17 protein-coding genes and 3 pseudogenes are annotated in these 24,249 nt (G+C 70.5%); 5 read left to right on the top strand and 15 right to left on the bottom strand.

Translation table 11 applies throughout. The features are described from left to right. Nucleotides 1–48: 48 nt before the first annotated feature. Together BJEO58_RS13525 and BJEO58_RS13530 are read right to left on the bottom strand one after the other, a co-directional pair. Nucleotides 49–891, bottom strand: a complete 843-nt coding sequence (locus BJEO58_RS13525; protein WP_101589997.1) for an ABC transporter permease — start codon at nucleotides 889–891, stop codon at nucleotides 49–51. Beyond that, nucleotides 888–1,871: an ATP-binding cassette domain-containing protein gene (locus BJEO58_RS13530; protein ID WP_246075900.1), complete on the bottom strand. Its 984-nt coding sequence runs from the start codon at nucleotides 1,869–1,871 to the stop codon at nucleotides 888–890. Before BJEO58_RS13530 ends, BJEO58_RS13525 begins: the two co-directional genes overlap by 4 nt. Nucleotides 1,872–1,960: 89 nt before the next feature. Here BJEO58_RS13530 and BJEO58_RS13535 point away from each other — a divergent pair, with 89 nt between their 5' ends. Beyond that, nucleotides 1,961–2,773, top strand: coding sequence for a TetR/AcrR family transcriptional regulator (locus tag BJEO58_RS13535; protein WP_101589999.1), 813 nt, complete (start codon nucleotides 1,961–1,963; stop codon nucleotides 2,771–2,773). A gap of 33 nt (nucleotides 2,774–2,806) precedes the next feature. On the opposite strand, the gene BJEO58_RS13540 is transcribed toward BJEO58_RS13535, so the two are convergent. Together BJEO58_RS13540 and BJEO58_RS13545 are read right to left on the bottom strand one after the other, a co-directional pair. Further along, a complete protein-coding gene (locus BJEO58_RS13540) occupies nucleotides 2,807–3,448 on the bottom strand; it encodes a response regulator (protein WP_101590000.1) in 642 nt (213 codons plus the stop codon). After that, nucleotides 3,445–4,548 (bottom strand): sensor histidine kinase, encoded by a 1,104-nt coding sequence (locus BJEO58_RS13545; RefSeq protein WP_246075899.1) that lies wholly within the window; start codon nucleotides 4,546–4,548, stop codon nucleotides 3,445–3,447. Before BJEO58_RS13545 ends, BJEO58_RS13540 begins: the two co-directional genes overlap by 4 nt. 112 nt (nucleotides 4,549–4,660) lie before the next feature. Here BJEO58_RS13545 and BJEO58_RS13550 point away from each other — a divergent pair, with 112 nt between their 5' ends. From BJEO58_RS13550 to selD, 3 genes are all read left to right on the top strand, one after another. Next, entirely contained in the window at nucleotides 4,661–5,398 is a 738-nt protein-coding gene (locus BJEO58_RS13550) for an ABC transporter ATP-binding protein (protein WP_101590001.1), read from the top strand. Next, nucleotides 5,395–6,174, top strand: coding sequence for an ABC transporter permease (locus BJEO58_RS13555; RefSeq protein ID WP_101590002.1), 780 nt, complete (start codon nucleotides 5,395–5,397; stop codon nucleotides 6,172–6,174). The genes BJEO58_RS13550 and BJEO58_RS13555 overlap by 4 nt, the downstream gene beginning before the upstream one ends. A gap of 81 nt (nucleotides 6,175–6,255) precedes the next feature. Beyond that, on the top strand, nucleotides 6,256–7,278 hold the full coding sequence (gene selD, locus BJEO58_RS13560) for a selenide, water dikinase SelD (protein ID WP_101590003.1): 1,023 nt from the start codon (nucleotides 6,256–6,258) through the stop codon (nucleotides 7,276–7,278). 126 nt (nucleotides 7,279–7,404) lie between these two features. Here selD and BJEO58_RS13565 read toward each other — a convergent pair whose 3' ends face one another. The 4 genes and pseudogenes from BJEO58_RS13565 to fdnG form a co-directional block, all read right to left on the bottom strand. Next, nucleotides 7,405–8,235, bottom strand: a complete 831-nt coding sequence (locus BJEO58_RS13565) for an oxidoreductase (RefSeq protein WP_101590004.1) — start codon at nucleotides 8,233–8,235, stop codon at nucleotides 7,405–7,407. Nucleotides 8,236–8,284: 49 nt separating this feature from the next. Beyond that, nucleotides 8,285–9,535 carry an NrfD/PsrC family molybdoenzyme membrane anchor subunit gene (gene nrfD, locus BJEO58_RS13570; RefSeq protein ID WP_101590005.1) on the bottom strand — a complete coding sequence of 417 codons (1,251 nt, stop codon included), beginning with the start codon at nucleotides 9,533–9,535 and terminating at the stop codon, nucleotides 8,285–8,287. Beyond that, a complete protein-coding gene (locus BJEO58_RS13575) occupies nucleotides 9,532–10,728 on the bottom strand; it encodes a 4Fe-4S dicluster domain-containing protein (protein WP_101590016.1) in 1,197 nt (398 codons plus the stop codon). Before BJEO58_RS13575 ends, nrfD begins: the two co-directional genes overlap by 4 nt. A 518-nt stretch (nucleotides 10,729–11,246) precedes the next feature. Continuing rightward, a pseudogene (gene fdnG / locus BJEO58_RS13580) lies at nucleotides 11,247–14,408 on the bottom strand (formate dehydrogenase-N subunit alpha); the annotation flags it as partial. Nucleotides 14,409–14,599: 191 nt separating this feature from the next. Between fdnG and BJEO58_RS13590 the strand changes: the two are divergent. Further along, nucleotides 14,600–16,123: pseudogene (locus BJEO58_RS13590) on the top strand (L-lactate MFS transporter). 370 nt (nucleotides 16,124–16,493) lie between these two features. On the opposite strand, the gene BJEO58_RS13595 reads toward BJEO58_RS13590, so the two are convergent. The 7 genes and pseudogenes from BJEO58_RS13595 to BJEO58_RS13625 all read right to left on the bottom strand — a co-directional run bounded on the left by BJEO58_RS13595 (nucleotide 16,494) and on the right by BJEO58_RS13625 (nucleotide 24,042). Further along, on the bottom strand, nucleotides 16,494–17,414 hold the full coding sequence (locus tag BJEO58_RS13595; RefSeq protein ID WP_101590008.1) for an enoyl-CoA hydratase-related protein: 921 nt from the start codon (nucleotides 17,412–17,414) through the stop codon (nucleotides 16,494–16,496). A 135-nt stretch (nucleotides 17,415–17,549) separates the two neighbouring features. Then, a complete protein-coding gene (locus BJEO58_RS13600) occupies nucleotides 17,550–18,332 on the bottom strand; it encodes an SDR family oxidoreductase (RefSeq protein WP_101590009.1) in 783 nt (260 codons plus the stop codon). Between the two features lie 166 nt (nucleotides 18,333–18,498). Further along, the gene (gene fdhD / locus BJEO58_RS13605) at nucleotides 18,499–19,377 is read right to left on the bottom strand and encodes a formate dehydrogenase accessory sulfurtransferase FdhD (protein WP_101590010.1); all 879 of its coding nucleotides are present in this window, start codon (nucleotides 19,375–19,377) and stop codon (nucleotides 18,499–18,501) included. 138 nt (nucleotides 19,378–19,515) lie between these two features. Continuing rightward, nucleotides 19,516–20,895, bottom strand: a complete 1,380-nt coding sequence (locus BJEO58_RS13610) for a HesA/MoeB/ThiF family protein (protein ID WP_180951967.1) — start codon at nucleotides 20,893–20,895, stop codon at nucleotides 19,516–19,518. Between the two features lie 32 nt (nucleotides 20,896–20,927). After that, a complete protein-coding gene (locus tag BJEO58_RS13615; protein WP_101590012.1) occupies nucleotides 20,928–22,073 on the bottom strand; it encodes a molybdenum cofactor biosynthesis protein MoaE in 1,146 nt (381 codons plus the stop codon). 119 nt (nucleotides 22,074–22,192) lie between these two features. Beyond that, nucleotides 22,193–22,699: pseudogene (moaC, locus tag BJEO58_RS13620) on the bottom strand (cyclic pyranopterin monophosphate synthase MoaC); the annotation flags it as partial. After that, complete coding sequence (locus BJEO58_RS13625) at nucleotides 22,696–24,042, bottom strand: molybdopterin molybdotransferase MoeA (RefSeq protein WP_101590013.1); 1,347 nt, start codon at nucleotides 24,040–24,042, stop codon at nucleotides 22,696–22,698. The gene BJEO58_RS13625 and the pseudogene moaC, both read right to left, overlap by 4 nt. Between the last annotated feature and the right edge of the window lie 207 nt (nucleotides 24,043–24,249).

Genomic DNA, 24,249 nt, shown 5'->3' on the forward strand with positions numbered 1-24,249 from the left:
CCGGTCAGTCTGCCCGGCACCCGGACCGACCGACCCCGCACGCCCGGGTCAGCGACGCGTGCGTCTCCACAGCAGCGCCGACGCCACCACGGACACCGCGAGGATCCCGACCAGCCACACGCAGGCGACCCACCCGGCACCGCCCGCATCGCCGTCCAGCAGGAGCGCGCGCAGAGTATCGATGATGGGTGACATCGGCTGGTGCTGCGCGAATCCCTGCAGCCACGTGGGAAGGGTGTCGATCGGGACGAACGCGCTCGACACGTAGGGCACGAAGAGGATGAAGAAGCTCAGTGATGCCGCCGCGTCCACCGTGCGGGCCACGAGCCCCCAGGCCGCCGACATCCACGACAGCGCGAGGATGAACAGCATGATCAGGCCGATCGCGGCGAACCACTCGAGGGGACCCGCGCTCGGCCGGAAGCCCAGCAGCAGCGCGGTGGTCAGGACGACGGCCGTCGACACGAGATTGCGTGCCATGCTCGCGACGACATGGCCCAGCAGCACCGCGGAGCTCACGACCCGCATGGTGCGGAAGCGGTCGATGATCCCCTCCGTCATGTCCGTCGTCACGGAGACCGCGGTGGTGCCCGCGCCGTAGCCGGCGCACAGCAGGATGATGCTCGGCACCACGAAGTCGATGTACCCGCCCTCCGGGCTGATCGCGCCGCCGAACACGTACGTGAACATGAGCATGAGGGCGACGGGCAGGATGATCCCGATGAGCAGCGCGTCGATGTTGCGCAGCGAATGCCGGATGCTGCGGTGGCTCATGACGACTGCGTCGCGCCAGAGATGGGCGCCCGAGGTGCGGGTCGCCGAGGCGGACCGGCCCCCTGGAGGCGGATCACTCGGGGAGGGGGCAGGAGGTGCGGGGGCTGCGATGCTCATGAGGTGTGCGCCTTCCGTGTCGTGCTCTGCTGGGCGGAGGTGTGATCGGACGTGTGCTGGGCGGACGCGTGGCCGATGAGGGCGAGGAAGACGTCGTCGAGCGAGGGCGAGCGGAGGTCGACCGACTGCGCCTCGCGAGGGTCGCTGAGGACCCGGGTGAGTGCGCCGTGGACTCCGGCGACACTGCCGTCGGTCGGGTAGGACTCGACCTCGCCGTCGTGGAAGCCCACATCCAGCCGGGACGACCCGATCTGCGCCTTCAGCTGCTCGGACGTTCCCGAGGCCGCGATCACGCCGTCGTCCACGACGGCCACCCGATCGGCGAGCCGGTCGGCCTCCTCGAGGTACTGGGTGGTCAGCAGGATCGTCACTCCGTCATCGGCGAGCTCGCGCACGAAATCCCACACAGCGCTCCGGCTGCAGGGGTCAAGCCCGGTGGTCGGCTCGTCGAGGAACAGCACCCGCGGGCGCGTGACGAGGGAGATGGCGATGTCGAGGCGCCTGCGCATGCCGCCGGAGTAGGTGCGGACTCGGCGCCCCGAGGCCTGCCCCAGGTCGAACCGCTCCAGCAGCTGTGCCGTCCGTCGGCGCGACTCGCTCCGGCTCAGACCGCCCAGGCGGCTCATCATCTCGAGGTTCTCGCGGCCGGTGAGCAGGCCGTCGACGGCCGCATACTGCCCGGTGAGACTGATGACGTCGCGGACTCCGTCGGCTTCTCGGAGCAGGTCGAACCCACCCACGCGTGCGCGGCCGGCATCGGGGCGCACCAGCGTGGAGAGGATGTGCACGGTCGTGGTCTTCCCGGCGCCGTTGGGTCCGATGAGGGCGAACACCTCGCCCTCCTCGACGCTCAGGTCGATCCCCTTCAGGACCTCGTGGTCTCCGAACGACTTGCGCAGTCCGGACACGTCGACGACCGGGTGTTCGGGGGGTGACGGACGGCGAGCTGACGGTCTGGGTGTCATCTGTGTATATCGCATACTGTTTATGGTAGACACAGTTCTTCTGGCGCGCAATGCCCTCCCGGACGGCGTCGTCGGCTCGATGTCGTCCTGCGTAAGCTGACTCCATGACCACTCCACCTCCGATCAACCCCGCCGTCGCTCTGGCATGGGGGCTGGCCGACGGTGGGCGCCGGGGCCCCAAGCCGTCGTTGAGCCTCGCCGATATCGTCGACTCCGCGGTGAGCATCGCGGACGACGAAGGGCTCGAGGCCGTCTCCATGGCGCGGGTCGCGAAGTCCCTGGGGTTCACGACGATGTCGCTCTACCGCTACGTGGCCTCGAAGGAGGAGCTGCTCGCACACATGCAGGACGCTGCCCTCGGCCCGCTTCCGGCCGATCGCGTGTCAGCGGGTCGCGTGTCAGCAGACCGCTTGTCAGCGGCAGCGGATCAGACGGCCCACTCGGACTGGCGGTCCGGGCTGGCCGCCTGGACCCAGGCGGTGCTCCATCAGTTCCGCCTCCACCCGTGGAGCGTGGACATCCCGGTGGCGGGACCGCCGCTCATGCCGCGGAACATCGAATGGCTCGACTGGTGCCTGGGGTACCTCGAGGGGACGCCGCTGGCACCGCTGGAGAAGCTGTCCGCCGTCCTGCTGCTGAGCGGCTACGCGCAGAACGAGGTGTCCAGGGAGGCCGCCCTGCGCACCGGCCGGGGTGGCCACGAGCCCGATGCGAACGAGGGCGTCGACTACGAAGCGGCGCTGCGGCACCTCGTCGATCCCGCGCGACTGCCTGCCCTCAGCGCTGTCCTGGACGAGGGCCTCTTCACCCCACCGCCGAACGATACGACCGCCGACGGCGACTCGTTCATGCTCGACTTCGGCCTGCATCGGATCCTCGACGGGATCGAACGACTCATGGACTCCCGCAGCGGCTGAGCGCCGCCCTGGAGACCGCGCACGCCGCGCAGGTCAGCGCAGCAGTCCCAGATGCAGGGCACGGAGCACCGCGTTCGTCCGGTCACGAGCTCCCAGCTTGAGGAGGATCGTCGACACGTGGTTCTTCACGGTCCCCTCCGCGAGGAACAGCACCTGCGAGATGTCGCGATTGCCGTATCCCTCCGCCATGAGCCGCAGCACCTCTCCCTCGCGTGCGGTGAGATCCTGGACCGGCCCGGCGGAGTCGTCGGGGTGCGGCAGCGTCCGGATCGCCCGCAGCATCCGGTCGGTGATCGACGGCGCGATGAAGGTGCCGCCGTCCGCCAGGATCCCCACCGCGCGGGTCAGCTGCTCGACGGTGACGTCCTTGAGCATGTAGCCGTGCGCTCCGGCGCGCAGCGCGTCCAGGACGAGCGTGTCGTCGTCGAACGTCGTGAGGACCAGCACCGGCGGCGGATCATCGCTCTGCGCCAGCTGCGCGAGCGTCCACAGTCCGTCGTACTCCGGCATCCTCAGGTCCAGCAGCACGACGTCCGGTGACGTGTCCGCGATGACGTCGAGCGCGGCGAGTCCGTCGCTCGCCTCACCGACCACCTCGACGTCCGCGATGTCGAGCAGCGTGCGGATGCCCTCGCGGACGAGTGTCTGGTCATCGACCACGATCACGCGGGTCATGGCCCCGGCACCCGCGCGGTGACACGGAACCCGTCGCTCCCGTCGACGGTCACGTCGCCGCCGAGCTCGGCGAATCGCTCGTGCAGCCCGCACAGGCCGTTGCCCGGCACCGGCGCGGGGTGTCCCCTCCCGTCGTCGACTGCGTGCAGGACCGTGTGCTCGTCCTCAGCGGTCACGTCGATCCGCAGACGATCCGCCCCGGAATGCCGAAGCGTGTTGGTGACGATCTCCTGGACGCCTCGGACGAAGGCCACCTGCTGGTGCTCGCCGACCTCCACGGCCGGATCGACGTCGACGGAGACCGTGAGGTCCGGCAGGCCGTGGACGACGCCGCGCAGCGCCTCGGCGAGGTCCGCTGTGCCCTGCCTCAGCTCGCCCACGGTCGACCGCACGTCCGCGAGCAGGTCCCGGGCCACACCGTCCGCCCGGATGATGTGCTCGAGGGCGCGCTCACCGGGTCGATGCCTGGCCGCTTCGAGTTCGAGCGTGAGGACCGTGAGCTGGTGGCCGATCAGGTCGTGCAGCTCTCGCGAGATGCGCAGTCGTTCAGCGTTCCGCGACGACGCGGACAGCAGGACCGACGCGGCCCGCAGATCGGTGTGCGCCTCCGTCAGCTCTCGACGCAGACGCATCTCCCGCAGAAGCGTCGCAGAGCTCAGCACTGTCGCGCACTGGATGAGGAGGTAGAAGCCCAGCAGCGCGATCGTGTCGGCGACAGTCGCCGACTGGATGAGCAGGACGACGGCGAGCGCGGCTGTGTTGAGGCCGATCACCGCCGACGATGCCCACAGCGGCATGATGTACACGCTGATCGCGGCCGTGATGACGAGGACGATCTGGACGAGTCCCAGGCCCGGCGACGTGAGCACCACCGCCCATGACGCGAGGAGGGCGACCCCGAAGGCCGCCCGGCTGCGCCACCCCTGCGATTCCGTGGAGCTCACGACGACCAGCGCGGCGAGGAAGACGCAGTACAGCACGACCCACCACGCACGTGCGATGGAGGGATCCGCGATCCCCAGCACGACGGGCGCTCCGACCGCGACGGCCAGCACGAGCATCGCCAGCCCGGCCCACTGATCGGTCCCGATGCGTCGCATGCTCCGATTCTAGAGGTGCGGTGCACCGCACCGGGGGTGCCGGAAGTCATGGGTCGAAGGCCCGACTATCGGCACCTGTGCCGGAGACTCCCCCGTTCCTAACGTTGCCGTCATGACTACGACGACAGCGGCCGTCATGGCCGACAGCCTCACGAAGGCCTATCGCGGCGGGACCGCGGTCGACGGCATCACACTGCGGATCGAGCCCGGAGAGGTGTTCGGAATCCTCGGCACGAACGGCGCGGGGAAGACCACCACGGTGGAGATGATCGCCGGCCTGCGGAGGCCCGACAGCGGGGAGGTGCGGATCTTCGGACTCGACCCGCACCGGGACCGCGGAGCGGTCCGGCAGATCCTGGGCGTACAGCTGCAGCAGGCGTACATGCACCACGCTCTCAGCGTCGACGAGCTCATCGATCTCTACCGCAGCTTCTATCCGGATCCGCGGCCCGCTGCGGACCTGCGCGCGCTGGTCGGTCTGGAGGACCAGCGCAGGGTGAGGTTCGAGAAGCTGTCGGGAGGTCAGCAGCAGCGATTGTCCATCGCTCTGGCACTCGTCGGCCGCCCGCGGCTGGTCATCCTCGACGAACTCACCACGGGCCTCGACCCGCACGCTCGCCGCCGCATGTGGTCGACGCTGGAGGGCCTCCGCAAGGAGGACGTCACCATCGTCCTCGTGAGCCACGCGATGGACGAGGTGGAGCGCCTCTGCGACCGCGTCGCCCTCATCGACGCGGGCAGGGTCGTCGCACTGGACACCCCCGCAGGACTGGCCGCACAGGGCGGAGCCGACTCCCTCGAGGACGCCTTCGTCACCCTCACCGGACGAGAACTGGAGATCGACGGATGACCACCGCAACCCGCTCCCCCGCACCCCAGCACAGGCCCGGCCCCGATGCGTGGCTGACCCTCACGGTGAGCGAGGCCAAGATGGTCTCCCGCGACACCGCAGGACTCATCGTCCCCCTGGGCCTGCCGCTGCTCATCCTCATCATGAGCGCCGCCGCCGCGGGATCCGAGGTCCTGGTCGGGACGCACACGGCACTCGAGGTCTTCGTCCTGCCCCTCGTCATCACTCTCGTCATCGCCACCATCGGCATCGTGAACATGCCCAGCTTCCTCGCCTACTACAGACGCTCGGGCATCCTCCGCCGGCTGGCCGTCACGCCCGCATCACCGAGCATGGTGCTCGTCGCGCAGGGGGTCGTGAGCGTTCTGCAGGCCCTGCTGGGCCTCGTCCTCGCGCTCACCGTCGCGCTGGTCTTCTTCGGGGCGAATCCACCCGAGCGCATCGCTGCCGCCATCGGAGTCTTCCTCCTCGCGACCCTGGCGATGTACGCGCTGGGCATGGTCGTCGCGTCCATCGCCCCCACCCCCAATTCCGCCGTCGCGATCGGGCTCGTCCTCTTCTTCGCGCTCGGAGCGCTGGGCGGACTGTTCGGGGGCATGGCGGCGCTGCCCGACTTCCTCTCCGGCATCGCCCCGTGGCTGCCGTTCGGTGCCTCCGTCGAAGCGCTGGGAGCGGTATGGGTCGGGGCGGACGTCCCTGCGGAGAACCTGCTGAGCCTTGCCGCGACCTCCGTCCTGGGCACCGCCGTCGCAGCCGCGCTGTTCCGGTGGGAGTGAGGATGAGCGCAGGTGAGCTCGAAGCATCCGCGGTCCCCGTCACCCGCGCGCGGAGCCTGGATCGTCCGTACACTCGCGGGTATGGGCACCGAGGACGCTGACCGGCAGACACCACAGATCCAGACACCCCCGATCCGACTCACGTCCCTGGCGCACGGCGGGGGCTGCGCCTGCAAGATCCCACCCGGCGAACTCGAAACGGCCCTCGCGTCGCTCTCCGGCCAGGAGTTCGAGCACGTGCTCGTCGGTCTGGACGACGGAGACGATGCCGCGGCCGTCCGCGTCCAGGACGGGCTGGCGGTCCTGTCCACCGCGGACTTCTTCACCCCGGTCGTCGACGACGCCTACGACTGGGGGCGCATCGCCGCAGCGAACGCCCTGTCGGACATCTATGCGATGGGCGGCACTCCGGTCGTCGCAATCAACCTGGTCGGCTGGCCGCGCGAGGTCCTCCCGATGGAGCTCATGAGTGAGGTGCTGCGCGGCGGGCTCGCAGTCGCGAACGCTGCGGGCACTCCGGTGATCGGCGGCCATTCGGTCGACGATCCGGAGCCCAAGTACGGCATGGCGGTCACCGGCACCGCGCACCCGGATCGCCTGCTCCGCAACGACGCCGCCGTCGCGGGACTGCCGCTGACCCTCACGAAGCCGATCGGCGTGGGCCTGCTCAACAACCGCCACAAGGCGACCGGCGAGGTGTTCGATGCGGCGATCGCATCGATGACGGAGCTCAACCGCGATGCGGCGACCGCAGCGCTCGAGTCCGGGGCGAGGGCCGCCACGGACGTCACCGGCTTCGGACTGCTGGGGCATCTGCACAAGATGGTGCGGGCCTCGGGCGTGGGCGCGGTGATCGACCGGAAGTCCGTGCCGCTCATCGAGGGTGCCGCGGAGGCGCTGCGGGACGGGTTCGTGTCCGGCGGCAGCCGGCGGAACCTCGACTGGGTGCGATCCCACGTGCGCGCCGGTGCCGGCATCACGGAGGACGACCTGCTGGTGCTCGCGGACGCGCAGACGTCGGGAGGACTGCTGGTCGTCGGCGAGGTCCCGGGCTATCCCGTCATCGGCGAAACGGTCGCCGGAGAAGGCATCGACGTGCGGTGAGGACGCCGATCCACCACCCTTTCTCGTCGACCGGTCACTCCCGCACGATTCCGCGCTGACCCGTCACTCCAGCACGCAGATCGGCCGGAAAACGTGCAGGCATGACGACTGAGTGCGCTGCGGCCGTCAGTCCGAGAACTCCGTGCTGCGCGTGACGTCGACCCACGCGTCGATGTCCGCACGCTGCCCGACGAGCTCGCCCTCCGCCCGTCGCAGTGCGTCCGACCCCAGGAGCAGGCGCAGCGGCGGATCGTCTGAGGCCACCACCTGCAGGATCGCCTGTGCAGCACGCGCCGGATCGCCCGGCTGCCGGCCATCGGTCGTGGCGTTCTCCTTGCGCCGCAGCCCAGCGGTGTCCGCGTAGTCCCCGATCGGCTCAGCGGACTGCGTGAGCGACCGCCCGGCGAAGTCCGTCCGGAACCCGCCGGGCTCCACGATGACCACCCGCACGCCCAGCGGTCGGACCTCCTTCGACAGCGCATCGGAGGCGCCCTCGAGCGCGAACTTCGTCGCCGAGTAGTAGCCCGATCCCGGCTGCGAGGTCCGTCCGGCGATGGAGGAGACGTTCACGATCGTGCCCGCGCCGCTCTCCCGCATGCCCGGCAGCACCTGCTTCATGACGTCGACGGCACCGAAGAAGTTCGTCGCGAAGAGCTGCTCGACCTCTGCGGGATCGCCCTCCTCGAGCGCGGACCGGTAGCCGTAGCCCGCATTGTTCACGAGCACGTCGATCCCGCCGAACCGGTCCTTCGCGACCTCCACCGCCGCGACGACCTGCTCGTGGTCGCGCACGTCCAGCGGCACGACGGCCGCAGTCTCCGGGTACGAATCACCGAGCTCCGCGAGCACCTGCGGATCGCGCGCCGTGATCACCGCGTCGTGTCCCGCCTCGAGGACTGCGATGGCGAGCGCCCGCCCCAGCCCCGTGGAGCATCCCGTGATCAGCCATGTCGACATCGTCCGTCTCCTTCGTCGTGGGTCGAGGGTCAGCCTGCGCCGCGGGGGCTCATCCGATCGTCGTGATCGAGTCGTGCGTGATGCCGGCGGCCTGGCGGGCCTCGAGCCGGTCCCGCTGGGGCTCCACCACGTGGCGCGGGTCCTTCGTGGATGCGATGCCGGCCTCCAGCATCCCGAACCGCGTGTACGCCGAGGCCCCGGCCAGTGCCGCTCCCGCCGCCGCCGACGCGACCTGCAGACCCACACGCAGAGCAGTGCGGCCGCCGCGCACCGTCGCGGACCCGCCGGACGCGCGCGCCGCCCGCCGGTCCAGCAGTCGCACCCCGACCTCGAGTGCGGCCGTGGCGACGCCGCCCGCGACCGCGAGCATCTCAGCGCGGTGCAGTTTGGCGCCGGGCTCGCCGGTCTCCATGGGCTCGACCTCGACCGGGTGCATCCGGTCCTTCATGACCTTCATCGCGACGAGCTCCGCCGCCGTGCCGGCGAGCGCGAAGATCCGCGCGGGCCCGGCCTGGTCGAGCGGGGTCGTCACCATCGCGGTGCCGCCTGCCGCCGCACTCGCCGAGGCCGCGAACACCACCGGCAGACCGTTCCGCCCCGCGGCGTTCCAGGTCGGCACGGCCGTGGCACCCAGCAGCACGCCGGTGTAGGAGGCCAGCGGGGCGGCGAGCAGGACCGATGCGATCGCCGCGGGGGTCTCCAGCGCGTGGAGGACGTGCCGCAGCGGCTTCAGCGGTCCCAGGGGGATCCGCTCACCCGTCAGCCGATCGACCTCGATCACGGCGACCACCCCGGCGCCCGATCCGAACCCGCCCAGGATCCACGAGCCCAGGCTCATGGGCGATGTGATCTTCACGGTGCGCATCATGTTGAGGAAGCGCTCGGGACGCCCCAGATCCTCGACGAGTGCGAGCGCACCCGCGCCCAGGGCGCCCAGGGACACGAGACGCGTCGTCGATCGCAGCGCGGGCCGGCCGGTGATCTGTGCGCCCAGCCCCAGCAGTGCGGATCCGCCGGCCAGTCCGCCCAGGAAGAGGTAGAGGCTGATCTCGTCGCCCCACGGCGGGGCCTTCACGATGGGACGACCGTAATAGGAGGTGAACTCGACGTCCTCGACCATGGGCATCTCGCGCCCGCCGTCGGCGCCGCGGTTCAGCCAGCCGCGGCCGCCCGATCCACCACGAGCGCCCGGTCCACCACGACCGCCCCGACCGCCGGCGGGGCCCCGACCACCGCCTCGGCGGCGGCGCTTCCGGTCTCCGTCCGGGGGACGGTACGAATCGTAGGGCGAGGTCGTCATCGGCGACCTCCCAGGAACGACAGGGCAGCGACCCCGATCATGCCCAGCGCTGCGGCCCCGGCGCTGGCCCACATGCCCGGCAGGTCCTTCGTCGGGACGCGGGGGTCCGGCGGCAGGCCGTAGACCTCGGGCTCGTCGAGGAGGAGGAACACCGACCCGGTGCCGCCCACGCCGTCATGGGGGTTGGCGCCGTACAGCCGAGCCTCCGTCAGACCCTTCGCATGCAGGTCACGCACGCGGACCTCCGCCTGCTCGACCATGTCCTCACGGTCGCCGAACTTGATGGACTGCGTGGGGCAGGTCTGCGAGCAGGCCGGCTCCTGTCCCTCGAGCAGCCGGTCGTAGCAGAGTGTGCACTTGTTCGCGGTGCCCTCGTCGTGGACGTCCATCTCCGACGCACTGCGGTCATCGCGGTCCGTGGGTGTGTTGATCGTGCCGTCGTCGCGGCGCTCGATCACCCCGAACGGGCAGCCGGCCACGCACGTGCCGCACCCGTTGCACACGTCGTTCTGCACGACGACGGTGCCGAACTCCGTGCGGAACAGCGCACCCGTGGGACACACGTCGAGGCAGCCGGCGTGCGTGCAGTGCTTGCAGACGTCGGAGGACATGAGCCAGCGGAAATCGGCGGTGTCCGGCGGAGTGGTGTCCACGTTCGACAGATCCGCGGTGGTTCCGTCGCCGTCGAGCAGACCGCTCAGCAGGTCGGCCTCGATGGTCGTGCCGGCCTGTGCGCCCCCACCGGACCCGCAGCCGCCGCCGGAGGGTCCGCATCCCGACGGTCCGCAGCCGGAGCAGCCCCCGCCCGAGGCCGCCGCGTCCTCGTTCGATGCCGCCGCGCCCGGGGTCGTCGCCGCCCCTGTGGGCGGACCCACCGTCGGCATCCCCAGACCCACGAGCTTCCGGCCCGATTCGCGCGCCTTCTCGATGCGGTCGCCGTCCTGCTCGATGAACGCGACGTGGCGCCAGGTGTTGGCACCCAGTCCGCCGGTGTTGTCGTAGGAGGACTCGAGCAGCTCGTAGGTCCCGTCCTGCGGGTTGCTGTTCCACTCCTTGCACGCGACCTCGCACGCCTTGCAGCCGATGCAGATCGAGGTGTCCGTGAAGAAGCCCTTGCGCTCGTGCGCCTGCGCGCCCCAGCTGCGGTGCTCGGTGGGCTCGCCCAGACGATCCGTGGTGAGGGACTCCTCCATCGAGGCCTCGCCCACCGCGGACCCCTCTGCGAGGGTCTCGCGTCGGACCTGCGTCGTCATCAGTCGTCCTCCTCGCTGCGTCGCTGCTGGTCAGTGCCGTGCGCCTGCTGTCCCGGCCCGCTGTGCTCGCCCTTCGTCGGGTCGGGCTCATCATTCGGGGTCTCCGCCGGGGCCTCCTCGCCCGATTCGTCCGCCGAACCGTCCGCGGCCTCGTCGCGGCCGCCGTCGTCCGTCTCGCCCGCCGGACCCTCCGCGGATTCGCCGGACGGGCCTTCGGCCACGGCTTCGGCGCCGGGCAGGATGTCGACCCGTCCGGTGCGGTCGTCCGTGCGGCGGTGAGTCGTGGGCGACGGCTGCTCGGCCCTGCGGAAGTCCGCACCCTCCACCATCGGAGTGTCGCACGTGCAGCCGGTGCCGTGCGGACCGTAGGCGACCTCGAGGTCCTCCTGCGACAGCGGCTCCGTGAGGCGGCCGGCCCCGGCGGATGCCGCGACGTCCTCGACGGGCACGCTCAGGTGCTGATTGCCGGACTCCTGGGTGAGGCCCGCCTCGCTGCGGAACTTCTCGACGAGGTCCTGCCGCTCCGGGCCGCGCGGGCGGCGGCCCGGCAGAATCGCACCCGCCAGCGACTTCGACGCCTGGATGAAGACGTTCGGATCCATCGTGACGCCCAGAAGATCGTTCGCAGAGTCTCCTTCGACCACAGCCCCGTCGCCGCCGGAGCCCCAGTGGTACGGCAGACCGATCTGGTGGATCGTCTGCCCGGCGATGGTGAGCGGCCGCATGCGCTTGGTGACGAGCACGCGCGTCTCGATCGCCGCGCGCGGCGACACGATGGTCGCCCAGCCGTAGGGCTCCAATCCCACCTCCGCGGCGAGCTCCGGGGACACCTCGCAGAACATCTCCGGCTGCAGCTCCGACAGGTACGGCAGCCACCGCGACATGCCGCCGGCCGTGTGGTGCTCGGTGAGCCGGTAGGTCGTGAAGACGTACGGGTAGACCTCGGAGCCCGGCAGTCCGGCGCCGGGTGCGGACAGGTTGTCCTCGCGCGGCATGGTCACCCGAGTGGGGTTGTTCTGCTGCCGGTAGAGCGGGTTGCGGACGGTCGACTCCTGCGGTTCGAAGTGCGTGGGCAGCGGACCGTCGATCATCCCCGACGGCGCGAACAGCCAGCCCTTCCCGTCGGCCTGCATGATGAACGGATCATCGCCGCGCAGGGAGCCGGTGCCCCCGTAGGCGGATTCGAAGGTCGCGTCCGGCGCGCGGTCCGCGGGGAAGTCCGGCACATCGCTGCCCGTCCAGCGGCCCGCATCGGCGTCCCACCACACGTGCCGCTTGCGCTCCGACCAGGGAAGGCCCTGCGGGTCCGCCGACGCACGGTTGTAGAGGATGCGCCGGTTCGCCGGCCACGCCCAGCCCCAGTCCAGCGCGGTCTCGTCCTGCTCCGAGCGCGGCTTCTTGCGCGCTGCTCGGTTCTCGTCGCCGGCGAAGACTCCCGCGTAGATCCAGCAGCCACTGGCCGTCGACCCGTCCGCGCGCAGCTCGTTGAAGCCGTCGACCGCCCGGCCGTCGTCCTCCCCGCCGATGTGGAAGCCATTGATCTCGCGGATCACCGCATCCACGTCGACGTCGCCGTGCTCATCGAGGGGGTAGTCCCACGTGAGGTCGAGCAGGGGACGGTCGCGCGGGTCGTCGGAGTCCTGGAGCCGCTCGCGGATCTTCACGCCCAGCGCGTGGAAGAAGTCGAGCTCGCTCTGCGCCTGGCCCGGCGGGTCGACGGCCTTGAAGCGCCACTGCACCAGACGCTGGGTCTGGGTGAAGCTGCCGGCCTTCTCCGTGTGATTGGCCGCAGGCAGGAAGAAGACCTCCGTGTCGATGTCCTCCGGGGCGAGTTCCCCGGACTCGATCTCCGGGCCGTTCTTCCACCAGGTCGCGGATTCGATGAGCGAGAAGTCGCGCACGACCAGCCACTTGAGGTGGCTCATCGCCATGCGCTGCATGCGACCGTTCGCAGATCCCACTGCGGGGTTCTGGCCGAGGATGAAGAATCCGTCCACGCCGTCCTCGAGCATCCGCACCGCAGTCTGGTACGTGCCGTGGGCACCGTTGATGCGGGGCAGGTACTCGAACGCGAAGTCGTTGTCCTTCGTCGCCGCATCTCCCCACCACGCCTTGAGCAGACTCACGGCATAGGCGTTCCCGTTCGACCAGAAGCCCTTCTGGGTCTCCGGCCTGCCGACCCCCGTGACGTAGTCGTCGAAGCGGTCGTGGATCGCAGCCGACGGCATCGGCAGGTAGCCGGGCAGCAGGTTGAAGAGCGTCGGGATGTCGGTCGATCCCTGGATCGTCGCGTGCCCGCGCAGCGCCATCACACCGCCGCCGGGCCTGCCCATATTGCCCAGCAGCAGCTGGAGGATCGACGCGGTGCGGATGAACTGGGCCCCCAGCGAGTGCTGGGTCCAGCCCACGGCGTAGGCGAAGCACGTCGTGCGGTCGCGTCCGGAGTTCTCCGTGACGGCGCGCAGGAGGTAGCCGAAGTCCTCCGGCGAGATGCCGCAGGTCGTCTCCACCGCCTCGGGCGTGTAGCGGGCGTAGTGCCGCTTGAGGATCTGGAAGACCGTCCGAGGGTCCTCGAGCGTCGGGTCGACGAGCGGTTCGCCGTCCTCGTCCTGCGCGTACTGCCACGTCGCGCTGTCGTACGTGTGCGTCGTCGGGTCGTAGCCGGAGAACAGCCCCTCGAGGTCCTCGGGACCCTGGTAGTCCTCACTGATGAGGTTCGCTGCGTTGGTGTAGTGACGGACGTACTCGTCGAAGAACAGGTCCTGTTCGAGGACGCCGCGGATGAGCGCACCCAGGAGCACGATGTCCGAGCCCGCCCGGATCGGGACGTGCTTGTCCGCGTTCGCGGTCGTGCGGGTGAACCGGGGGTCGACGTGGATGACCTTCGCCCCGCGCATGCGCGCTTCGACGACCCACTGGTAGCCGACCGGATGGCATTCGGCCATGTTCGACCCCTGGATGACGATGCAGTCCGCATTCGCCATGTCCTGGATGGGCTGAGTGGCGCCGCCCCTGCCGAAAGAGGATCCCAGACTGGGAACCGTGGCGGAGTGTCAAATGCGCGCCTGGTTCTCGATCTGTATCGCGCCGGCCGCCGTGAACAGCTTCTTGATGAGGTAGTTCTCCTCATTGTCGATGGTCGCGCCGCCCAGGCTGGCGATGCCCATCGTCCGCCGCAGCGGGCTGCCGTTCTCGTCCGTGTCCTGCCAGTGCTTCCGCCGGGCCTCCAGCAAGCGGTCGGCGATCATGTCCGTCGCGGTCTCGAGGTCGAGCGTCTGCCAGTCCTTCGCCCGCGGCGCCCGGTAGAGGACGTCGGTGACGCGGCCCGCTGAGTTGACGAGCTGTTCGCTGGCGGCGCCCTTGGGGCAGAGGCGCCCGCGGGAGATCGGTGAGTCCGGATCGCCCTCGATCTGGACGACCTTGTTGTCGCGGACGAACACGTTCTGCCCGCAGCCCACGGCGCAGTAGGGGCAGACGGACTTCACGACCGCATCGGAGGTGGCCGTGCGGGGCTTCGTCGCACGGGTCTTGCCCGACGTCACGGAGGGGCCGCGACCGGAGACGTCACCGGATCGGAACTGCCTCAGGACCGGCCATTCGAGCGGACTGAACCTCGCCATGCGGTCACGATACCAGCGAACACGAGGTTCTCCAGGGGGTTCTTCGGAGGGTTCTCCGGGGTTCTCTCGGCAGAATCACCGCGCACCCATCGACACAGGAGCCGGCGCCGGGAAAGATGTGCACGAGTCCGGGACATCCGACACAGCACTCGACCGGGCACATCCCGATCACGCAGAGCGAAGGAGCTCCCATGTCCATCCTCGACCGCGAGGCGATCATCGCGCCCGTGACCTTCAACCGCTGGCTCATCCCGCCGGCGGCACTCGCCATCCACCTGAGCATCGGCCAGGCGTACGCCTTCTCGGTCTTCAAGAATCCGCTGGCCGAGCACTTCGGCATGGGCGAGGGCGGCGACGTCGCGATCGGCTAGATCTTCTCCCTGGCGATCGCGATGCTCGGCATCTCGTCGGCGATCGGCGGCACCTGGGTGGAACGGGCCGGGCCCCGGAAGTCCATGGTAGTCGCGGGAGCCTTCTGGGTCGTCGGCTTCTTCGTGTCCACCGCGGGCATCGCGATGGACCAGCTGTGGCTCGTCTATCTGGGCTACGGCGTGATCGGCGGGATCGGCCTGGGCATCGGCTACATCTCTCCCGTGTCCACCCTCATGAAGTGGTTCCCCGACCGCCCCGGCCTGGCGACGGGCCTGGCCATCATGGGCTTCGGCGGCGGCGCGCTCATCGCGAGCCCGGCCTCGAACGCGCTCATGGTGTTCTTCGGCGGCAGCCCGGACGCCATGGCGGACGGGATCATGCAGACGTTCCTCACGCTGGCCGTGCTCTACCTCATCGTGATCGCCATGGGCGCCTACGTCATCCGGCTGCCGCACCCGGACTGGAAGCCGCAGGGCTACGACCCGGACACGGCGGCGTCGAAGCCCATGCAGACGACCGGCTCCGTGTCTGCGAACCAGGCGCTGAAGACCCCGCAGTTCTGGTTCCTCTGGGTCGCGCTGTTCACGAATGTGACGGCCGGCATCGGCATCCTCGAGAGCGCCTCGCCGATGATCCAGTCGTCGTTCGGGATCACCGCCGTGGCAGCGGGCGGGTACGTCGGCCTGCTGTCGCTCACGAACATGGGCGGCCGGTTCATCTGGTCGACGGTGTCGGACTACATCGGCCGGAAGAACATCTACGTCGTCTACCTGGGGGTGGGGGCCGGCCTGTACTTCGTGCTGGCCAGCTTCGGCTCCCAGTCGCTCGCGCTGTTCGTCGTCTCGACGCTCGTCATCCTGTCGTTCTACGGCGGCGGCTTCGCCACGGTGCCCGCCTACCTCAAGGACCTCTTCGGCGTGTACCAGGTGGGCGCCATCCACGGGCGTCTGCTCACCGCGTGGTCTGCGGCGGGCATCGCAGGGCCGCTGCTGGTGAACTCGATCGTGGAGAGCTCTCGCTCCGGCGGCGGAGAGGGCTTCGAGCTCTACCGCCTGTCCCTCTTCATCATGGCCGGGATCCTCGTGGTGGGCCTGGTCGGGAACCTCCTCATCCGCCCGGTGGCGGAGAAGCACTTCTCCGACCGCCAGATGGTCGCCGCCAAGAACGAAGAGGACCGCGAGGCCGCGTCCGAGGCCGCTGACACCCACCAGCAGACCGCCGCCGGAGACGCCGGCACCGTGCACAGAACGGTGGCCATCGTCCTCGCGGTGCTCGTGGGCGGCAGCCTGCTCTACGGCCTGGGCGAGACCGCCGTCCGTGCCGCCGCACTCTTCGTCGGCTGACTCTTCGTCCGCTGACAGTGCAGGGGCTGGCTGTACGGAGACTGGCTGCCCGCCGGCTGACTGCGCGCCGGCAGAGCACAGAACGAGGCGGCGGAGACTCCCTCATCGTCTCCGCCGCCTCTTCGCCCTGACGGGAGCACCTGCTGCATCCCAGGCGCATCCGTCGCGAACCCGCCAGCGACCGGCCAGCGGCACAGAGGCCGCCGACACGTCGACCGGTCATCCGTCACGGGTCGGCCCCGATCGACACTCTCCGACGTCGTCTCACAGTCCTCGGATCAAGCGCACCGTCGATCAGGTAAGGTCAGCCTACCCTTGCCTCCATGCGAGCCGCAACTGTCCCTCGCCGCGCGCCACCCGGTGCGGCGCCTCAGTCGATGCGGTCTGCGTCGGGGAACGACGGCAGGTACTGCGGAAAGTCCTTCGGCACCGTCATCGCGAACTCCGGCGCCCGCTTGTCGAGGAACGACTGGACGCCCTCCCGCGCATCGGCCTCCTGGCCCATCTCGTAGATGAGCCGCGAATCGCGGCGGTGCGCCTCCCACGGCGATGAGGCCCCGAGCATGCTCCACAGCAGCTGGCGGCTGGCGCCCAGCGACACGGCCGACGCGCGGTCGACGATCGCCCGCGCCATGTCCATCGCGGTCTCGAACAGCTCGTCCGGTGCGACGACGCGGGACACGAGGCCCGCCGAGCGCGCCTCCTCGGCGTCGAAGACCCGTCCCGTGTAGACCCAGTCGAGTGCCTGGGTGATGCCGACGATGCGCGGCAGGAACCAGCTGGAGGCCGCCTCGGGCACCAGCCCGCGGTGGGCGAACACGAAGCCGAACCGGGCCTCGGTCGAGGCGATCCTGATGTCGGTCGGAAGCGTCATCGTGGCGCCGATCCCCACTGCGGCGCCGTTGACAGCGGTGATGATCGGCTTGCGCATCGATGCGAACGCGAGCGTCACCTGCCCGCCGCCATCGCGACGGTGCCCGTCGACGGTCGGAAAGCCACCGGCCTCGTCGCTCTCCGCGTGCGTGGCTGACGTGAAGTCGAACGTCGACCCCCCACCGCTCAGGTCGGCACCCGGGCAGAAGAACTTGCCCCGACCCGTGAGGATCACCGCCCGGACGCCGTCATCGTTGTCCGCACGCTGAGCGGCGGCGATGAGGTCGTCCCGCATCGTGCCGTTGAAGCCGTTCCTGCTGGGCGGATTGTCGATCGTGATGACCGCGATGCGGTCGGTGACCTCGTAGTCGAGCGTCGTGTACTCGCGGTCGGATGCCTGCTGGTCAGCAGCGGTCATGTCCACTCTCCTCGTTGAAAGCCGGCTGGCCACACCAACCTATCGTTCGTTCGATGAGGTGGGGAAGGGGGCCCGTCGGAACGACAGTCCCGGGTCGCGCCGGGGTGGGAGCAGTCGGCCGCCGGGTGGTCCGCCTCAGAGGATGCCGCGATAGGCGCCGCCGTCGATGAGCAGGCTCTGGCCGGTGATGTACCCGGCCCGATCGGAGGCGAGGAAGGCGCACGCCGCGCCGAACTCATCCGGCTCTCCGAACCTCTTGGTGGGGATGGAGGCGGCGGCGGTCCCGCGGACCTCGTCGATCGACCGGCCCGAGGCCTCGGCGGTGAGCGACTGCCCCGACTGCAGCCGGTCGGTGTCGAACGAACCCGGCAGCAGGAAGTTGATCGTCACGTTGGCGTGGGCGACGTCGCGCGCGACCCCGGCGAGGAAGCCCGTGAGGCCCGCGCGCGCACCGGAGGAGACGTCGAGCCCGGCGATCGGCATCTTGACCGAGGCCGAGGTGATGTTCACGATGCGGCCGAAGCGGCGCTCCACCATGCCGCCGAGCACGCGGCGGGCGAGCGCGATCGGGGTGACCATGTTGTTCTCCACGCCGGCGCGGATGTCGTCGTCGTCCACATCGGTGAAGGCGCGGAACGGCGGCCCACCGTTGTTGTTGACGAGGATGTCGACGGCGCCGTCAGCCGCGGCGACGAGCGCCTCCTGCACGTCGAGATCCGCGACGCTGCCCACGACGGTGCGGACGTCCGCACCCGTCTCGTCGCGGATGTCCCGCGCCGTGGCCTCCAGTGCGTCTGCTCGTCGTCCGTTGAGGATGACGATGGCACCCGCCCGTGCGAGCTCCGTCGCACACGCGCGGCCGAGCCCCGCGCTCGATGCGCAGACGACCGCGCGCCTGCCTGCGATTCCCAGATCCATGTCTCTCCTCTTCACTGCTGTGTGGTCGGTCGTCGGCTGGTCGGCCGGACGTTGATGTGCCGTAGGTCGAAGTGTCGTCGGTCGGAGTGCCGTGGGCCAGAGGACCGTCGGTCGGAGTGCCGTCGATCAGCGGTCAGGCCCGCGTGCCGTCGACCGTTCGCGGGTACTACACGATGCGTTCGTGGTGGGAGTAGGCGTTGAGTCGTGTCCCGCGATTGAAGCCGATCACGGTGATGCCCTGCTCGCGCCCCAGGTCGACGGCCAGGCCCGACGGTGCGCTCACGGCGGACAGGACGGGGATCCCCGCCATCGCGGCCTTCTGCACGAGCTCGAAGCTTGCGCGGCCCGACACCTGCAGGATCGTGTCCGACAGCGGGAGCATCCCCTCCTGCAGCGCCCAGCCGATGACCTTGTCCACGGCGTTGTGGCGCCCGACGTCCTCACGCACGGCCACCAGCTCCGCGGTGTCCGCGATGCCACCGGCGTCGTCCCGCTCCAGCCGGAAGAGACCGGCAGCATGGACTCCGCCGGTGGACCCGAACAGCTTCTGCTCAGCGCGCATGGCGTCCGGCAGGGTGAGGACCGCACGTGAGGTGACGGCCGGGGACGCGACCGGACCGTCGTCACTCATCGCATCGAGGACGATCGGGTAGGTGGACGTGCGCTGGACGGCCTCGATCGAGGCAGTGCCGCAGATGCCGCACGCGGACGAGGTGTAGATCTGCCGCGCCTGGTAGCGCTCCCGGTCCCAGGTCCCCGGCTCCAGGCTGACCCGCGCGACGTTGAGGTTCCGCGTCCCGTCCGGGTCGATGCCCGTCGAGAAGTCCACGCGCAGGATCTGCTTCCAGTCCGTGACGATGCCTTCGCTCAGCAGGAACCCCGCGATGAGTTCGACATCGTCGCCCGGTGTCCGCATCGTGACGGTGAACTGCTCGCCGTCGAGTCGCACCTCCAGCGGCTCTTCGCCCGCCAGGGAATCCGCCCGGGCGTCGATCAGGCCCGTCTCATCGAATCGACGCACCCGCGTCCGCACTGTCCTGCGCATCGTAGCCTCCTGCACTCCGCCCTGCGGCTGCCTCTCCAGTGTCTCCCATTCACGGCGCCACGTCGTGACTGCCCCTCGAGACACGCGTTCGTCTCGCCTCGTCCGCCCGGCGGGCGATCACTCCAACCCGGCGGGCGATCACTCCGGCCCAGCGCCACCCTCCGGCCGCGCGCACTGGTCCGGGAACGCCCGCACCCACGCTTCGTAACCGCCCACCACGTCATGGAGTCGCAGCGCCGGGGGCTGCGAGTCGTCCACCTCCGCGTAGGGGCCCAGCATGTCGAGGGCACGGGCGGACCGCGCACCGGCGTGGCAGTGGATGTAGACGTCGACCGTGTCGGTGAGTGACTCCGCGTCGATCTGCACCGCCCACGCGCGCATCTGAGCGGCTGCGGCGCCGGGGTCCGATGCGATCCGGTCCAGCGGCAGCAGGCGAGCTCCGGGGATCATCCCGTCCGCGGCCTCGGCGGGGGTCCGCACGTCGACGATCAGTGTCCGTGGACCGTCCGAGATCAGCGTCGGTGGACCGACCGCGCCGCCGGTTCCCGGACCCTCCGGCTCGCGCCCCACATACTCCGCGGGGGACGCGTGGCTGGTTCGACGGACACGTGAACGCGCCCGTCCCTCGAACCGCTCACCCGTCCCTCGCGGATTCGGAGGACTCTCGGACGCGCCCACCGACCCCACCACGTCCGCCGGCGCGGCGCCCAGCTGCGTCGCGCTCACCTGACGCGGCACGCCGCGCCCCACGTCCGCTGCGGTCTGCGGCCGGGTCACACGGGGCGAGCGCACGAGCGGCACCGTCTCCCACTCCGCGGTGAGCATGTCGTACACGAGCACGCGACCGATCGCGGGGCGGCCGATCCCCAGCACGAGCTTCAGCACCTCACCGGCCATCGCGGTGCCGAGCACCCCCGGCACCGTTCCCAGCACACCGGCCGCCGCGCAGCTGGGCACCGCGCCGGCGGGCGGCATGACGGGCAGCAGGTCGCGGTAGACCGGCCCGTGGGATGCGTGGAAGACGCTCAGCTGACCGCCATCGGTGAGCACCGCTGCCCACACGTGCGGGATGTCCAGGAGCGTGCAGGCATCCGACACCACGTAGCGGGCGGCGAACGAGTCCGCCCCGTCGACGACCACGTCGTACCCCTCCACGACCTCCATGACCGTGTCGGGAGTGAGGCGGAGGGCGTGCGTCACAACCGTCACCTCGGGGTTCAGGGCCCGCAGCGCGTCTGCGGCGGAGTCGACCTTGGGCCTGCCGATGTCCGCCGTCCGATGCACGATCTGCCGATGCAGATTGCTGACCTCCACGCGGTCGTCATCGACGATCCCGATCGTCCCGATCCCGGCCGCCGCGAGGTACTGACCGGCCGGGCTGCCCAATCCGCCGGCGCCCACGAGCAGCACGCGTGCCTGCGCGAGCTTCTCCTGGCCCGACTCCCCCACGCCGGGGACGCGGACCTGCCGGGCATAGCGACCGGCGAGGTCCCCTCCAGGTTCCGCTCCCGGGCTCACTCCAGAGCCCACTCCAGAGCCCGCTCCAGGGCTCATTCCACGCCCACCCAGTCGTGACCGCCGTCGGAGTAGTCCTGGCGCTTCCAGATCGGCACGCGCGCCTTGACGCGATCGACGAGCTCCGCGCAGGCGGTGAACGCCTCTCTGCGATGCGCCGATGCCACCGTCACCAGCAGGGCATCCTCGCCCACGCGCAGCTCACCGATCCGGTGCTCGACGCTCATGCGCACGCCGGGGTGGTCCGCGACCGCTTCGGCCAGCACCTCGTCGAGCACCGACTGGGCCTGCGGATGCGCTGTGTACGCCAGCCCCACGACGTCGTCCCGGCCCGAGTCGTGGTCGCGCACGACCCCGTGGAACACCGCGAGCGCACCGGTCTGCGGAGTCTTCACGCGGGCCTCGGCGGCGGTGAGGTCCAGGGGCTCGTTCGTGACGCGTCCCCAGGCGAACGGCTCCGGCATCGGTTCCACCGCGGCTGGCGATCCCCCCACCGGTTCCACTGCGGCCGGCGATCCCCCCACCGGTTCAGGCGACGGCAGTACGGAGAACGGTTCCGTCGCCGGCAGCGCCGCGTCTGCCTCCGCAGCGCGCCCGCGCGGGGCATGGACCCCGTCGCCGACGTTCTCGAGCTGCGCCTGGATATGGTGCAGGATCGGGTCGAGGATCGTGATCCCGTCCTTCACTCCCCCGACGGACCCGGGCAGATTCACGACGAAGGTGCGGTCGCACGCGCCTGCGGTCCCCCGGCTCATCGCCGCCTCCGGCAGCTTCGCCAGCCCGTGGTCCACGAGTGCCTGGACGATCCCCGTCGCCTCCTTGTCGAGGATGCTGCGGGTCTCCTCCGGGGTCGTGTCCTCGGGTGCCAGACCCGTTCCGCCCGTCGTGACGATCACGCGCGGACGCTCCTCCTCGGGCCCGTCCAGCACGTGCCGTCGGAGGGCGTTCCCGACGGCAGGACCGTCCGGGACGATCTGCGGCGCGTCCACGCGGTAACCGCGCTCGCCCAGCCAGCCGGCCAGCAGCGGTCCGGTCGCGTCCTCGGCCTCGCCCGCGTAGCCGGACGTCGACACGACCAGCACCACCGCGCGCCTGCCCGCACCGAACGTCGCCGACCGGTCGCCGCCGCGCGTCGCCCTGCGCGGACGCCTGTCCGCATCCGGTCGCGTGTGTCGTGTCATCCGTGGTCCTTCCACTCGCCGAGGCGCCCATCATCCGGGCCGCCGTCCCCGGCACTGCAGTCCCCGGCACTGCTGTCTCCGGGCCCCCCGTCGCCGAGGCTGCCCGCCGGTCCCCTGCCCCAGTCGCCGGAGGCGCCTCCGGACTTCTGCTCGACGCGGGTGGGGCCGATGACGGCGTCCCGGTCGAGCGCCTTCACCATGTCGTAGAGCGTGAGTGCCGCAACGGACGCAGCGGTCAGCGCCTCCATCTCCACCCCCGTCACGCCCTTCGTCTTCACGCGGGCGCGGACAGCGATCGCGCCGGGGTCATCCGCGGCGCGATCCAGGTCGACGGAGACACCGGTGAGCGGCAGCGGATGGCACAGCGGCACGAGGTCCGGGGTCCGCTTCGCCGCCATGATCCCGGCGACGCGGGCGACGGCGAGCGCATCACCCTTCGGCAGGGTGCCCTCGACCATCTGGTCGACGACCTCGGCGGTGGTCGTCAGCCGTGAGGACGCGACAGCGACCCGACTCGTCACCGCCTTCGCGGACACGTCGACCATGTGGGCTGTGCCGTCAGCGCGCACATGCGTGAGGCGGCCGGAGACACGGGCGTCCTCGTGGGGGTCGTCGTGGGCGCTCACAGGACCACCACCTCGACGACGGCTCCCACCGGCAGCTCTGCGTTCCCCGGCGGGACCACGATGAGGGAGTCTGCAGGGGCCGCGGTGGCCAGCAGGTGCGAACTCGTGCCGGGGATCGCGCGCACGCGCAGTCGTGTGGAGTCCGGGTCGGTGGGCCCGTCGCGGATCGTGCCCACGTCCATCTCGGATCGTCGCAGCTGGGTCTTGGCGGGGAGCGGACTGACCGGGGCGGCGAGCGCAGCGGTCACTCTGCGCGAGGGCCGCCCGGTGGACCAGGCGCGGTCCATGGCGTCGCGCAGCAGGACGTGGGCGCTGATCCAGGTGCTCACCGGGTTGCCGGGGAAGCAGACGATCGGGATGTGTTCGCCGGAGCCGCTGTCCAGAACGCCCACTCCCTGCGGACCGCCGGGCTGCATCGCGACGGAGCCGAACTCCACGCGCGCAGTCAGGCCGCCGAGGTCCACGCCGGCACCCTGCGCACCCGAGCCCTCCTGCCCACCGAGCCCCTGCTGGACCACTTCGAATCGGCCTGCGCTGATGCCGCCGCTCGTGATGACGAGGTCCGGTTCGATCGCGCGGACGCGGGCGGCGAGCGACGCGCGGAAGTCCTCGACCGTGTCGTCGACGACGAGCGACTCGACGACGTCGGCCCCGCAGCGGCGCATGACGGCGCCCAGCAGAGCAGCGTTCGCGTCGAAGACCTGGTCGTCGCGCAGCTGCGTGCCGGGTGCTGCGACCTCGTCCCCGCCGGTGACGACGAGGACGCGGGGGCGGGCGCGGACGCTGATCGTCGTCAGGCCGAACGCTGCGAGCACTCCCAGGGACGCAGAGCCCAGGACCGCTCCGGCCGGGAGTGCGACGTCCCCGGCGGCGATGTCGCTGCCCCGGGGGCGGACGAACCGGCCCGCCGGCGTCCCGGGGACGCTGATGCTCGGCGAGTCGTAGCCGTCAGACTCCTCGACGGGGATGATCGCGCTGGTGCCGGGCGGCACGGGTGCGCCGGTCATGATGGGCACGGCCGTGCCCGGTTCCACCGCGTCTCCCGTCTGGCCGGCGGCGATCATACCGGCGACGGCGAAGGACCCGGGAGTCGCCGCCGCATCGAGCGCGAACCCGTCCATCTGCGAATTGTCAAAGCGGGGCAGATCGAAGGGCGCCCGCAGGTCATCGACGAGCACGCGGTCGAGCGCCTCCGCGACGGGCACGGTCTCCGCGCCGATCGTGCGCACGCTCAGCGCTGCGACGAGGGCACTCACGTGATCGTCGATGCTGCGCGGTTCCGACCAGCTGCGGAAGGGGCCTCCGAGGGCGGAGGTGGACGCCTGGACGCCGATTTCGGTCATGGTTGCGACTCTACCGGGGCGAAGTACTACCGGTCAGTCGCTTTCAGTGCCGCACCGCGAGCGTAACCCAGAGCGTGTCCTGGGGTTACCCGCAAGCTGTAGACACGTGAGCCACCTCACGCGGCGTGCGTGAGTGACGTTTCCTGCTCGCCCCCGACCGTCTCAACCGCCGCGACCATGCCCCGCTCGAACTCCACCGGCGGCACC

Source organism: Brevibacterium jeotgali, from assembly GCF_900169175.1.
In the GTDB taxonomy this organism is placed as follows: Bacteria; Actinomycetota; Actinomycetes; order Actinomycetales; family Brevibacteriaceae; genus Brevibacterium; species Brevibacterium jeotgali.